The sequence below is a fragment of the Cytobacillus praedii genome (assembly GCF_001439605.1).
GTDB lineage: Bacteria > Bacillota > Bacilli > Bacillales > Cytobacillaceae > Cytobacillus > Cytobacillus praedii.
This window is the reverse complement of record NZ_LMBX01000025.1, coordinates 1-14,436: the sequence shown is the minus strand read 5'-3', so window position 1 is coordinate 14,436 and position 14,436 is coordinate 1. Positions and strand designations below refer to the sequence as shown.

The window sequence follows — 14,436 nt, the reverse complement described above, 5'->3', positions numbered from 1 at the left end:
TTTAGCCTCTTTTCCATCGAATCCCTTGCGGTGTATCTTCTAGAATGATATTCATTTCCTTCAGCTTCTCACGAATTTCATCGGCTAATTGGAAATTTCGTTCCTTCCTTGCTTGATTGCGCTGTTCAATCATTTGATCTATTTCCTCATCCAACAATTCTTCTTTCGGGAAATCTAATGAAAGACCTAGAACGTGGAAAAGCTCTTCAAATTCCTTTGTAAAAGCAGCTATTACTTGGACTGACGTATTTTTCTCCATCAAATAATAATTAGCTAATTTTGAAAGCTCAAACAAAACGGAAATTCCATTCGCGGTATTAAAATCATCATCCATAGCCTTAATGAATTCTTCATGTAAAGAATCGATTTTCACTATCCACTCTTCATTGTTGTCTGTAAGATTCGCACTCGCTTCTTGTCGATGTTTTAAATTCTGGTAAGATGTTTTAATTCGTTCCAAGGATGCTTTTGTACTCTCTAATAATTCTTCACTATAATTAATCGGATTACGGTAATGAACGGATAGCATAAAGAATCTAAGTACCTGTGGATCATGATTTTTGATAATGTCATGTACTAGCACGAAATTACCAAGTGACTTTGACATTTTTTCATTATCAATATTGATATATCCATTATGCATCCAGTAACGAGCAAACGTCTTCCCATTTACTGCTTCTGATTGCGCAATTTCATTCTCATGATGCGGGAATGCCAAATCCTGCCCACCTGCATGAATATCAATGGTTTCGCCTAAATATTTCTTTGCCATTGCCGAGCATTCTATATGCCAGCCAGGTCTCCCTTTGCCCCATGGACTATCCCAATAAATCTCGCCCTCTTTCGCTGCCTTCCAAAGAGCAAAATCAAGCGCATCATCTTTTTTCTCCCCTACGGCAATACGTGCACCAGATCGGAGTTCGTCGATTGATTGATGAGATAGCTTGCCATAACCATCGAATTTACGAGTATGGAAATACACATCCCCTTCAGATTCATAGGCAAATCCCTTTTCAATCAAAGTTTCTATAAACTCAATAATAATGTCCATACTTTCTGTTACCCTCGGATGGGCATCAGCACGTTTGCAGCCTAGTGCGGAAACATCTTCGAAAAAAGCATCGATAAAACGCTCAGCAATCGTGGGCACATCTTCGCCAAGCTCTCTTGCAGCGCGGATTAATTTATCATCAACATCCGTAAAGTTGGAAATGTATTTAATATCATATCCCCTATATTCAAAATACCTTCTAACTGTATCAAATACAATTGGCGGACGGGCATTTCCTATATGAATATAATTATATACGGTCGGCCCGCACACATACATTTTTACCTTCCCTTCTTCTAAAGGGATAAAAGGCTCTTTCTTTCTTGTTAACGTATTATAAATATGAATGGTCATTAACTTGACTCCTTTCTTTCCTTAAACTTTCGATTTCGCTTTTTAATGAAGCTAGCTCATTTTCCATTTCTTTAAACCGATCAGCAATCGGATCAGGCAGATCACAATGATTTAAGTCTTTACTTATTTTTACCCCATCCTGAACTTTCACTCGGCCAGGAATGCCGACAACTGTTGAATTAGGGGGTACTTCATGTAGGACTACAGAACCAGCACCTACCTTTGAATTTTCTCCAATTGTTATGGAACCAAGTACCTTGGCCCCAGTTGCAATAAGGGCATTATCTTTAATTGTCGGATGGCGTTTGCCCTTTTCCTTTCCAGTCCCTCCTAGTGTTACCCCTTGAAAAACGGTGACATTGTCACCAATCTCACACGTTTCCCCGATTACCACACCCATGCCATGGTCAATGAAAAATCTCCTGCCTATTTTTGCACCCGGATGAATTTCAATTCCCGTAAAAAAACGACTGATTTGTGAGATGGCTCTCGCTAGGAAGAAAAGCTTTCTTTTGAACAGAGCGTGAGCGATGCGATGTGCCCAGATAGCATGAAGTCCAGAATACGTTAATATTACTTCCAAATAACTCCTCGCTGCGGGATCCTGTTCAAATACAACCTCAATATCTTCCTTCATCCTCTTAAACATCCTAACTCCCCTCCCTTTAGATTCATAATAATTATCATCAAAATAGTTTTATTCAAATAATATTTTCCGGGAAATTTTATATTTCCTAAAAAGAAATGCCAAAACGTCTTGGTCATGCCGTCAAACTGGATGGATCCCAATTCTATCTGCTCCTTGCCCCTCTTTTGTTTAGCTGTACTTACTGTGTGGCAATAAGCAAAATAGCATTCCACCTTATGCGTGTCTGGACCAGACAGTCGCCTTTTAATGACTGAAATTTAAGAAACACGATGAGTGATAGCGCGTTCATGCTTGATTTATCGCAGGGAAGAGACCCAAAGTTTGATAAACCCAAAGTTACACTTCTTATTTAAAAAAATAAAAAGCGCCTCTGTCACATAGGACAGAGACGCTTTATGCGCGGTTCCACTCTGTTTAGACTATACTAGTCTCAACTTTAACCTGTTAACGGATGGAGTTCCGCTCATTTCTACTTAAAGAAGCCTAGCCCCTCGCTTACGCTTAGGCAGCTTGAATGTTCGAAACAAGACTCAGAGGGGCACTTCAGAACAATGAGGGGCTTAAACCACTTTCAGCCGGTGATGGTTCTCTCTAAAAAGCATCATGATCCTTACTTTTCCTCTTCTACACTTTCATTTATTGAATTACTTATTACTATATTACATTTTAAGCAATATGTTAACCCAAAATGCTCATTAATCTAGTTTTTACTTTTTCTTTCCCAAAAAGCTCAATAGCTTGAGGAAGATCTGGTCCATGTGTCTGCCCAGTGATTGCTACACGTATCGGCATAAAGAGTTTCTTTCCTTTATGACCAGTCGCCTTTTGTACAGCTTTCATTGCAGCTTTAATTTCTTCCGCCTTAAAATCATTTAACTGTTCGATTTCATTTAAGAAAGCAGCAAGCAGCTCAGGCACCTGTTCTTCATTAATAACCGCTTTCGCCTCTTCATCCAAAACAGTCTCTTCAGCAAAGAAAATTTCGGTTAATTCAACAATTTCAGCTCCATAGCTCATCTTTTCTTGATATAGTGCAATCAAGCCTCGCACCCATTGTTCTTCTGCTTCTGTTCGTTTCTCACTTACTCGGCCTGCCTTCACAAGATGCGGCAAGGCGATCGAAACAAGGCGATCGATATCTAACTTTTTCACATACTGATTATTCATCCATGTCAGCTTCTGTTTATCAAAAAGAGCTGGTGATTTAGATAATCGGTCCGCATCAAAGATATTAATAAATTCTTCTTTTGTGAAAAGCTCCTCTTCACCTGATGGTGACCATCCAAGAAGGGCAATAAAGTTAAAAAGCGCTTCCGGTAAATACCCAAGCTCTTCATACTGCTCAATAAATTGAATGATAGACTCGTCACGCTTACTTAGCTTTTTACGGCTTTCATTCACAATCAATGTCATGTGGCCGAATGTTGGAGCTTCCCAGCCAAGTGCTTCATAAATCATTAATTGCTTCGGCGTATTGGAAATATGGTCATCCCCTCTTAAAACATGGGAGATCTCCATTAAGTGATCATCTATTGTTACCGCAAAGTTATATGTCGGTGTTCCATCCTTTTTCACAATTACATGGTCGCCAATACCATCTGCTTCAAAAGAAACATTTCCTTTGACCATATCAGTAAAAGTAAACACTTTTCCTTTTGGAACTAAGAAACGAATACTTGGCTGTCTGCCTTCCGCTTCTAATTTGGCTCGTTCATCTGGTGTTAAATGACGGCATTTTCCGGAATAAGCAGGTGTTTCGCCTTTTTCTACCTGTGCTTCACGCTCTGCCTCAATTTCCTCTTCCGTACAGTAGCATTTATAAGCGTGCCCTTTATCAAGAAGCTCATTATAGTATTTCTCATAAATATCATTTCTTTCTGATTGGCGATACGGACCGAATGCACCTTCCTTATCAACACTTTCATCCCAATCAATGCCAAGCCACTGCAGATATTTTAGCTGGCTTTCTTCTCCACCTTCAATATTGCGCTTCTTATCAGTATCTTCAATACGGATAATAAATTTCCCGCCTTTATTACGAGCAAATAAATAGTTGAATAATGCCGTACGAGCATTACCGATATGTAAATGTCCAGTTGGACTCGGGGCATAACGTACGCGAATATCGTTTGACATAATACTGTTGCCTCCTAAATAATCTTCTAGCTACCCTCTATTTTAGCACCCTAAATTTCTGTGATAAAGAGGCATTTTATTTTCTTTTTTGCAGTAACACGGCTACCTGTGAAGCAATTCCTTCTCCTCGGCCAGCAAAACCCAGCTTCTCAGTTGTCGTTGCCTTCACATTAATATTCTCTTTATCTGTTTCTAGTAATTGCGCGATCCGTTCTCTCATTGGCTCAATATAGGGAGCCATTTTCGGCATCTGAGCAATGATTGTACAATCCGCATTAACTAGCTCATAGCCCTTTTCTTTTACAAGCTTCCAAACGTGCTCTAATAATTTTGCAGAGTCCGCATCCTTAAACGCTTGATCTGTATCTGGAAAATGCCTGCCGATGTCCCCTTCTCCGATTGCACCTAAGCATGCATCAGCTACTGTATGCAATAAAACATCCGCATCAGAATGGCCTAATAGGCCTTTTTCATATGGAATCTCAATTCCGCCAATGATTAGGGGACGTCCTTCTGTTAATTGATGCACATCAAAGCCTTGTCCTATTCGAAACATTTGATTTGCTCCTTTATCTAAAGTTTTACAGCCGCTCTTGTCTTTTTCTGATGATCGCTTCGGCAAAATACATGTCTTCAGGCGTCGTCAGCTTAATATTGTCATAATTTCCTTTCACAATCACAATTTCCTGGCCAAGACGCTCTACTAAACTTGCATCATCCGTTCCAAGAAAATTATCTTGCTCTGCTTTTTTATATGCATCCATCAAAATGGAAAAACGAAAAGCCTGCGGGGTTTGAACAGCCCACAAGCTCGTACGTTCGACCGTTTCAGCAACGATATTTCCAGCAGCTTTTTTTATGGTATCCTTTACAGGAACTGCTAAAATGGCAGCTCCATTCTTATTGGCGGCTTCTACTAAAGGAAGAATGAGTTCCTTATCAATAAATGGCCGTGCTGCATCATGGACAAGGATGATCCCTTCTTGCCTTACATGCTTTAACACATTATATATGCTATACTGCCTTTCTTTTCCTCCTGGGACAAAAGCAACTACCTTCGTAATATGATTTTCGTCAAGGATCTCTTTCAATGCCTTTTCCTCTTCCGGATTTATCGCAAGAAATATTCCCTTACAAGATTCATCCTTCTGAAAAACATTTAAAGTATGAATAAAGACAGGTAACCCGTTAACCTCTAGCAAAATTTTATTTTTCCCTGCGACCATTCTCTTACCTTGACCGGCTGCAGGTATAATGACTTGATAAGCCATGAAAAACAAACCCCTATCTCTCTATAATGCCTTTTCTAATAGTTTCGGCTTCGCAAAAATCATCCGTCCAGCTGAGGTTTGCAGGACACTTGTTACTAAAACGTCAATATGCTTGCCGATATAATCCCGTCCATCTTCTACAACAATCATCGTTCCATCATCTAGGTAGGCAATACCCTGATTTTGTTCCTTCCCATCCTTAATGACCTGAACCTTCATCTCTTCTCCCGGAAGAACGACAGGCTTCACAGCATTAGCCAAATCATTAATATTTAAGACGGCGACCCCTTGGAATTCACAAACTTTATTTAAGTTAAAGTCATTCGTTACGACCACACCATTTGTTATCTTTGCAAGCTTGACAAGCTTACTGTCCACTTCTTGAATCTCTTCAAAATCGCCTTCATAAATTTCTACTTTTATGGCAAGCTCTTTTTGAATGCGATTCAAAATGTCTAACCCTCTTCGTCCTCTATTGCGCTTTAACACATCAGATGAATCAGCAATATGCTGCAATTCTTCAAGGACAAATTGTGGGATAACAATCGTTCCCTCTAGGAATCCTGTCTGGCAAATATCTGCAATTCTTCCATCAATAATGACACTTGTGTCTAATATTTTCAAGATATTCTTAGCAGGTGCCTCAGGCTCCTCCTCGGTTGCTTTTTTCTTTCGATTAGAGAACAAATTAAGAAGCTCATCACGTTTTTTAAAACCAACCTGAAACCCTAAATAACCAAATATTAGTGTTAGCACAATTGGTGCAACTGTATTTAAAATAGGAACTTCTATAGCATTTAATGCATAGCCAATCAAAAAGGCAACAATCAGCCCAAATACTAGGCCGATGCTTCCAAAAATAATATCGGTTATCGGTACCCTTACAAGCGATTCCTCTACCCATTTTACAAAGTTAACAACATAATCAACCGCCCAAAAAGAAATAAGATAAAAGATAATTGCACCTAACACCGCGGACATATAAGGATTATTTAACATGGTAATGTTATCAAGTGATAGTAGTCTTAATAAATCAGGAATCAAAAATATCCCAAGCGTTACCCCAATAATAAGGAAGCATGCTTGAACAATACGTTTTAACATTCCTTCACCTCCTTTTAATCATTATTAACAAATTCCAAAAATTGAAACCTAAAGAAAAGGGAAATTTCCTCGAAAAATAAAATTATATTAAAATAAAATAAGCGAAATAGATAATGCCACAGCCTAAGGGTAGCACCATTCGCAATCTAGTGTCAAATAAAACAAACAGACATTGTATCACACTGATTATTATAGTTCAATAGTCACTTTATAACTGCCGATCTGCAAAAAGCTGATTTTTAATTAATTTTAAGCCTTCTTTAATTTTCCTTGCCCTTACCTCACCGATTCCCTCTACTTCGTCCAATTCCTCTACAGAGGCAGCAACAATCGCAGGCAATTCACTAAAATAAACAATTAAATTCTCAATTATGACTGGCGGCAGCCGCGGGACTTTTGAAAGTATACGATAGCCGCGAGGGCATTTATATTCGTCCGTATGAATATATCCGTTATACCCTAGCAATTTCAAAATAACGGTATCCTCTAGGATTTTTCCAGTAGATAATTCCTGTAATTTATCAAATAGTTCACCCGTTTGTACATCCTTAGAATAGGCATAGTCCTTAATAATTAATTCTGCTTCTCTTTCAATATCCAGCAAAATCTCATTCATCTGTAAACGGATCAGCCTTCCTTCGATCCCCAATTCATTTAAATAAGCTAGTAATTCAGTCTTTATCCTCAATACCATTTCAATACTGTGAAATACATTGATGATATCACAATAAGTAACCAGCTCTTCAAACTCAAGTACACTTAAATTAGCAATATTCTGTTCTAATACAACCTTATATTTCTCTAGCGTTTGGAGAGCAACATTTGCTTTTGATAAAATTACCCCAATATCCCTTAATGCATAACGAAAATGCCCTTTATAAAGAGTAATGACATTTCTGCGCTGGGAAATAGCGATTACAAGGGATCCTGTTTGTTTCGCAACCCTTTCAGCAGTCCGATGGCGCATCCCTGTTTCAGTGGAAGAGATGCTAGGATCGGGTGCCAGTTGAGCATTTGCAATTAATATCTTATTCCCTTCCTCATTCAGAACAATTGCCCCATCCATTTTAGCTAATTCATACAAATAGCTTGGCGAAAATGGAGAATTTATCTGAAATCCTCCATCAACTATATTTGTCATTTTTTCTTTATTCCCAAGAATGATTAATCCCCCGGTGTTTGCACGAAGGACATTATCAATTCCTTCTCTTATCGGCGTCCCAGGAGCCATAAACTGCAGGATATCACTCATCGTTTTTTCACCAAGCTTTTTCATATCCATCCTTTATCCTCCTAATGTTGCTTTTAGTGCTTCACTAACAGAACCTACCCCTATAAGTTCTACACCTTTTGGCCCCTTCCAGCCACCAAGATTATTAGATGGTAAAATAACTCTTTCAAAGCCAAGCTTAGCTGCTTCTTGAACCCTTTGCTCTATTCTTGATACCCTTCTAACTTCACCAGTTAATCCGACTTCTCCAATGATACAATCAGTTGGCCTTGTTGGCTTATCACGAAAACTGGATGCGATGCTGACTGCAATGGCTAAATCGATGGCTGGCTCATCTAGCTTCACTCCACCAGCTACCTTTAAATAAGCATCCTGGTTCTGCAAGAGCATCCCAACCCTTTTTTCCAGTACAGCCATTAGCAGCGGCACACGGTTATGATCAATCCCCGTTGCCATCCTTCTTGGGTTCCCAAAACTGGTTGGGGAAATAAGCGCCTGTATTTCCACTAAAACAGGACGTGTTCCTTCCATTGATGCAACAACAGTTGATCCTGCTGCACCTTGGGATCTTTCTTCTAGGAATATTTCAGACGGGTTTTCTACCTCTTCCAGTCCAAACTCCTTCATTTCAAAAATTCCCATTTCATTTGTAGATCCAAATCTGTTTTTTACCGCTCGCAAAATACGATATGTATGATGGCGTTCTCCCTCAAAATAAAGCACAGTATCTACCATATGCTCTAATAATCTTGGTCCGGCAATGGAGCCTTCCTTTGTAACATGCCCGACTATGAAAATGGCAATTCCTTTTGTCTTCCCAATTCTCATTAATTCAGCCGTGCACTCCCTTACTTGAGAAACACTTCCAGGTGCTGAAGTAACCTCTGGATGAAAGATTGTTTGAATTGAATCAATAATTACAAAGCTTGGATTCACTTGATCGATCGTCCTGCTGATTTCTTCAAGACTTGTCTCCGAGTAGACTAATAAATTATCTGAAGAAACACCTAAACGATCCGCTCTTAATTTTGTTTGACGCATCGATTCTTCCCCAGATATATACAAAACAGAGTGGTTTTTATTAGCAAGTTGAGATGAAACCTGCAGGAGCAGCGTAGATTTACCGATTCCAGGATCACCGCCGATCAGCACAAGAGACCCTCTAACTACTCCGCCTCCGAGCACACGATTAAGTTCATTTAAATCTGTATAGATCCTTGGCTCACTTACTGTCTCAATAGAGTTAATTGGTGTCGCCTTTGAGAGTACAGTTGATCCTGCGGAATGGGCAAATGCTCCCCTTCTTGAGGCAGCAGGCTTCTCTACTTCTTCGACCATTTTATTCCACTCGCCACAGCCTGGACATTTCCCCATCCACTTTGGTGACTCATACCCGCATTCCTGGCACATAAACTTTGTTTTTCTTTTGGCCATAACCTTATTCTCCCTCTCTAATCAATCCTTTACCTTATTAGTTCTAATTCTTCATTGGAAATATACCCAGAATTATATTATACGCTGTTTCGCACATAGTAAGAACAATTGCGCTAGCACCTTGGCACCCCCGACAAGCACAAGGCAGGCCCAAACCTTACGGAGAGGTTTACCTTTCTCGGAGGATTGACTTGTAACTTGGAGAGGGTTAGGTGCTCCTCCTATGAGCTACTCGTGCGATTTTTATGATGCTGAAGTGTTCATTGTGAAGTTCATCATAGCTAACTCGTTACAAAATCATCTCGCAACATCCGATTATATGATTTCCTTGACGATTACAAAGAAGGTACACGATTATCCACGTGCACCTTCTTCTTTTATCTCATTCATTATTTTTGTAAAGTAGCCGTAATGTTAGCCGATCCCCCTGTTTCTACAACAAACTCTCCATCACGGACATCAATAACAACCTTTTGACCTGTTAGTACCGTTCCTTTAAGCAGCTCTTCTGACAAACGATCCTCGATATGTTTTTGAATCGCTCTGCGAAGCGGTCTTGCTCCATACTCAGGGTCATAGCCTTCGACAGAAATTTTCTCCTTCGCAGCATCTGTTAATTCAATATCGATATCCTGCTCTTTTAACCGTTTAGTCAATTGATCAGACATTAATGTAACGATTTCTTTTAAATGCTTCCTCTCTAGTGCATGGAAGACAATAATTTCATCAATACGATTGACGAACTCTGGACGAAACGCCTTTTTCATTTCCTCCATTACCTTGGATTTCATATCCTTGTAATCCTGTTCGCCATCTTGAATATTGAATCCGACATATTTGTTGCGTTTTAAAGCCTCTGCTCCAACATTAGAAGTCATAATTAAAACCGTATTACGGAAGTCGACAGTTCTTCCTTTCGAATCCGTTAAGCGTCCATCCTCTAATACTTGTAAAAGGATGTTGAAAACGTCTGGATGTGCCTTTTCAATTTCATCTAGCAGAACAACTGAATATGGCTTTCTTCGAACCTTTTCAGTTAACTGTCCGCCTTCTTCATATCCCACATATCCAGGAGGAGAGCCTACTAATCTTGAAGTAGAGTGCTTCTCCATGTATTCAGACATATCTATACGGATCATTGCATCTTCATCACCAAACATCGCTTCTGCTAATGCTCGTGCAAGCTCTGTTTTTCCGACCCCAGTTGGACCTAGGAAAACAAATGAGCCAATCGGACGTTTTGGATCCTTTAACCCAGCACGTGCTCGGCGAACTGCTTTGGAGATTGCTTTCACCGCTTCTTCTTGACCAATCAATCTTGAATGAAGAATCTCTTCTAAATTTAGAAGCTTCTGTGTTTCTGTTTCTGCTAGTTTAGAAACAGGGATACCCGTCCAGCTAGAAACAACACTAGCGATATCTTCAACAGTTACTTCACTATTCTCTTTCCCTTGTTTTTCTTTCCAAGATTTTTTTGTCTCCTCAAGCTGTTCACGAAGGCGCTGTTCCGTATCTCTTAATGAGGCAGCTTTTTCAAATTCTTGGCTTTGTACCGCAGCATCCTTTTCTTTACGAACATCCTCTAGCTTTACTTCTAGTTCCTTTAGATTAGGCGGTGTCGTGTAAGAGCGAAGGCGCACTTTCGAACCTGCTTCATCGATAAGATCAATCGCCTTATCTGGCAGGAATCGATCAGAAATATAGCGATCAGACAGTTTAACAGCCGCATCAATAGCTGCATCAGTGATCGTTACTCGGTGATGAGCTTCATAACGGTCTCTTAATCCCTGCAAAATTTGTATAGACTCATCAGCTGTCGGTTCATCAACGGTAATTGGCTGAAAACGTCTTTCTAATGCTGCATCTTTTTCAATATATTTACGATATTCATCAAGTGTTGTGGCCCCAATACATTGCAATTCGCCACGGGCAAGTGAAGGTTTTAAAATATTTGATGCATCAATTGCTCCCTCTGCTCCGCCTGCACCAATTAATGTGTGCAACTCGTCAATAAATAAGATAATATTACCTGCTTGCCTGATTTCATCCATTACCTTTTTCAGACGATCCTCAAATTCACCTCGGTATTTCGTACCAGCAACAACCGTTCCCATATCAAGAGTCATAACCCTTTTATCACGAAGAGTCTCTGGGACCTCATTATTAATAATTTGCTGTGCCAGTCCTTCTGCTATTGCTGTTTTCCCAACACCAGGCTCACCAATTAACACAGGATTATTCTTTGTCCGGCGGCTCAACACCTCTATTACACGCTGAATCTCTTTACTGCGGCCTATTACAGGATCAAGGCTTCCTTCTTTAGCAATTGCTGTTAAATCTCTTGCTAGCCCATCAAGCGTAGGTGTATTAGCATTAGCTGATGATCCGCCCTGGTGATTTCCTGATTCATTGCTTCCTAATAACTGAAGGACTTGCTGGCGTGCTTTATTAAGACTAACCCCAAGGTTATTAAGCACTCTTGCAGCTACTCCCTCACCTTCACGAATAAGCCCAAGGAGGATATGCTCAGTCCCTACATAGGAGTGGCCTAATTTCCTCGCTTCATCCATTGAAAGTTCAATTACTTTTTTAGCTCTAGGTGTATAATGCGGCGTTTGGGTTGTCTCCTGCCCCCTGCCAATTAAATTCTCCACTTCGTTTTGAATTTTATCCGAGCCAAGTCCAAGTGCATAAAGGGCTTTAGCTGCAATTCCATCCCCTTCTCGCACAAGACCTAGAAGAATATGTTCTGTACCAATATTATTATGACCTAAACGAATGGCCTCCTCTTGTGCTAAAGCCAAAACCTTCTGGGCTCTTTCTGTAAAGCGACCGAACATCATATCAGTATCCTCCTATCTATTGATTCTCCATTTTTAATCTTTCTCTTATTAAGGAAGCCCTTCGGATATCCCGCTCATGAGGTCTTAATGGCCCTCCGGCATATTGTTGAAGAAATCCAGGCTGCGTTAAAATCATAAGCTCATTTAAAATATTCTTTGAAATATTGCTTAAGTACCCCATATCAATACCTAAACGCACATCTGATAAGCATCTTGCCGCTTCTTTTGATTCAATAATACGTGAATTGGACAAGATCCCGAAAGAGCGAAACACTCTATCTTCTAATTGTATGTTTGAAGTTTTCTCTAATGCTTCCCTTGCCGATCTTTCCTGTGAAATAAGCTGACTCACTACACTCTTTAAATCCTCAACTATATCTATTTCTGATTTTCCAAGTGTCAGCTGGTTCGATACCTGAAAGATGTTTCCTAAAGCTTCGCTGCCTTCACCATATATCCCTCTAACAACTAATCCCAATTGATTAATTGCCGGGATAATCCGATTAATTTGCTGGGTTAAAACAAGTCCAGGCAGGTGCATCATTACTGAAGCTCGTAACCCAGTCCCTACATTCGTCGGACAGCTTGTTAAATAACCGATATTTTCATCAAAGGCATAATCGACCTTCTCCTCCAGCCAATCATCAATCTCATTAGCCACTTCCAGCGCCTCTAAAAGTTGAAAACCTGGGAATAAGCATTGAATTCGAATGTGGTCCTCTTCATTAATCATAATACTCAATTCCTCATTTTCAGAGAGCAAACAAGCACCATAAGATGAGTTTTCTGCTAAATATGGGCTAATAAGATGTTTTTCCATGAGAACTCTTTTTTGAAGCGGCTGAAGTTCATCCATTAACAATAGCTCCATATTTCCAAGCCTTGTAAAAGATGTGTCATCTACTCTTTCTTTTATCTTATGAATGACTGACTTGGCCTCGTCATTAGAAAAAAGGATTGGAAACTTAAATTGGCTAATATTACGTGCTAACCTAATTCTCGAACTTAAGATAATGTCTGAATCTGGACCTTCCGCACTCATCCAGGAGCTGACAGCTTGGTTAATAAAACGTTCTAAAGACAAGCTATTTCCCTCCCCCAAGATTTGTATTTAATTGGCTTTCCAGCAATCGTATCTCATCTCTTATTTCTGCGGCCCTTTCAAACTCCTCTTTAGAAATTGAGTCCTTTAACTGATACTTTAATTCCTCAATATTTTTTTTCAAATGCAGGCTGCCGCCAATTCTTGCCGGAATTTTCCCAATGTGAGATGAGTTTCCGCTGTGCAGTCTTCTAATTATTGGCTTAAGCTGTTCCTCAAAAGCTTTGTAACAATGCGCACAGCCAAATCTTCCTATTTTTATAAATTGTTGAAAGGTCATAGAGCATTGATCACATTGCAAAACCTTTTCCTCTTGGAATGTATCCTGTTCTTTTTTTTGCACTGTAGGATCCATATTCAATAAGCCAGCTAATAAATTATTAATGGAAAAACCCGCTGGGCCGCTAAGCATGAACATATCGCCCTTTTCCTGCGCACATTTCTCGCATAAATGATACTCAGCCTTTTCAGCATTTACTATTTTTGTAAAGTGCAGCGTTGCAGGCCTTTGATTACATTCCTGGCATATCATGTTTTCACCTCTCCAGCTCGCTGTTTTATTTATATTTTAAAGTCGTTAACATCGCTCTTAACATTCTTGCACGGAGTTCGTCCCTATAAGGAAGATCAATATATAATACAGATCGATCAATAACACTGAGCATAATTTTCGCTTCCCTTTTGGTAATAATTTCCTCTTCCACAAGACGAAATATCACATCTTCCGCACTATTCTGTGTTAACCTGCCTTGAATTAAAGATAGTATTTGTTCAATTAAATGAGCATGATCATAAGATTGAACCTTCATTATTCGAATATATCCGCCGCCGCCCCTTTTGCTTTCAACAACATAACCCTTTTCAATTGTAAATCTTGTATTGATGACATAATTAATCTGGGATGGTACACATTGGAATTTATCGGCAATTTCGCTGCGTTTTATCTCAACGAGTTCTCTTTCACTCAGTTCTAAAACCTGCTTCAAATAATTCTCAATGATATCCGAAATATTTCTCATTACTCCTCCCCCCAATCTGACTTTGACTATATTTGACTTTAATTATACATAAGTATATATGACGTTGCAATGAACAAGTATTATAATTTTCCCCCATTTTTTATTTCTCAAACCTATGAATGAAGTGAAAATGAGGAAAAAACAAACAAAAAAGAGCACCTTAACAGGTGCTCTTTTCATTTGCCTAGCGACGTCCTACTCTCACAAGGGGACAGCCCCTAACTACCATCGGCGCTGAGAAG

The 14,436-nt window shown here is 39.6% G+C and carries 12 protein-coding genes and 1 other annotated feature; all 12 genes read right to left on the bottom strand.

The features are described from left to right. Position 1 precedes the first annotated feature (1 nt). Entirely contained in the window at positions 2–1,405 is a 1,404-nt protein-coding gene (gene cysS / locus ASU02_RS20600) for a cysteine--tRNA ligase (protein ID WP_057767169.1), read from the bottom strand. Beyond that, on the bottom strand, positions 1,386–2,054 hold the full coding sequence (gene cysE, locus ASU02_RS20595) for a serine O-acetyltransferase (RefSeq protein ID WP_057767167.1): 669 nt from the start codon (positions 2,052–2,054) through the stop codon (positions 1,386–1,388). Before cysE ends, cysS begins: the two co-directional genes overlap by 20 nt. Positions 2,055–2,435: 381 nt before the next feature. Beyond that, positions 2,436–2,690 (bottom strand) — a binding site (T-box leader). Between the two features lie 42 nt (positions 2,691–2,732). Further along, the gene (gene gltX / locus ASU02_RS20590; RefSeq protein WP_057767165.1) at positions 2,733–4,190 is read right to left on the bottom strand and encodes a glutamate--tRNA ligase; all 1,458 of its coding nucleotides are present in this window, start codon (positions 4,188–4,190) and stop codon (positions 2,733–2,735) included. Positions 4,191–4,266: 76 nt separating this feature from the next. Continuing rightward, positions 4,267–4,746: a 2-C-methyl-D-erythritol 2,4-cyclodiphosphate synthase gene (ispF, locus tag ASU02_RS20585; protein ID WP_057767163.1), complete on the bottom strand. Its 480-nt coding sequence runs from the start codon at positions 4,744–4,746 to the stop codon at positions 4,267–4,269. Positions 4,747–4,771: 25 nt separating this feature from the next. Next, positions 4,772–5,461, bottom strand: a complete 690-nt coding sequence (gene ispD, locus ASU02_RS20580; RefSeq protein WP_057767161.1) for a 2-C-methyl-D-erythritol 4-phosphate cytidylyltransferase — start codon at positions 5,459–5,461, stop codon at positions 4,772–4,774. Between the two features lie 21 nt (positions 5,462–5,482). Then, complete coding sequence (locus tag ASU02_RS20575; protein ID WP_057767159.1) at positions 5,483–6,565, bottom strand: PIN/TRAM domain-containing protein; 1,083 nt, start codon at positions 6,563–6,565, stop codon at positions 5,483–5,485. Between the two features lie 208 nt (positions 6,566–6,773). After that, positions 6,774–7,847: a DNA integrity scanning diadenylate cyclase DisA gene (disA, locus tag ASU02_RS20570; protein WP_057767157.1), complete on the bottom strand. Its 1,074-nt coding sequence runs from the start codon at positions 7,845–7,847 to the stop codon at positions 6,774–6,776. Between the two features lie 3 nt (positions 7,848–7,850). Next, positions 7,851–9,230 (bottom strand): DNA repair protein RadA, encoded by a 1,380-nt coding sequence (radA, locus tag ASU02_RS20565; protein ID WP_057767155.1) that lies wholly within the window; start codon positions 9,228–9,230, stop codon positions 7,851–7,853. Between the two features lie 389 nt (positions 9,231–9,619). After that, complete coding sequence (clpC, locus tag ASU02_RS20560; RefSeq protein WP_057767154.1) at positions 9,620–12,073, bottom strand: ATP-dependent protease ATP-binding subunit ClpC; 2,454 nt, start codon at positions 12,071–12,073, stop codon at positions 9,620–9,622. A gap of 16 nt (positions 12,074–12,089) precedes the next feature. Then, positions 12,090–13,157, bottom strand: coding sequence for a protein arginine kinase (locus ASU02_RS20555; protein WP_057767152.1), 1,068 nt, complete (start codon positions 13,155–13,157; stop codon positions 12,090–12,092). A 1-nt stretch (position 13,158) separates the two neighbouring features. Continuing rightward, positions 13,159–13,707, bottom strand: coding sequence for a UvrB/UvrC motif-containing protein (locus ASU02_RS20550; RefSeq protein ID WP_057767150.1), 549 nt, complete (start codon positions 13,705–13,707; stop codon positions 13,159–13,161). A gap of 25 nt (positions 13,708–13,732) precedes the next feature. Next, positions 13,733–14,194: a CtsR family transcriptional regulator gene (locus ASU02_RS20545; RefSeq protein ID WP_057767148.1), complete on the bottom strand. Its 462-nt coding sequence runs from the start codon at positions 14,192–14,194 to the stop codon at positions 13,733–13,735. Positions 14,195–14,436: the final 242 nt, after the last annotated feature.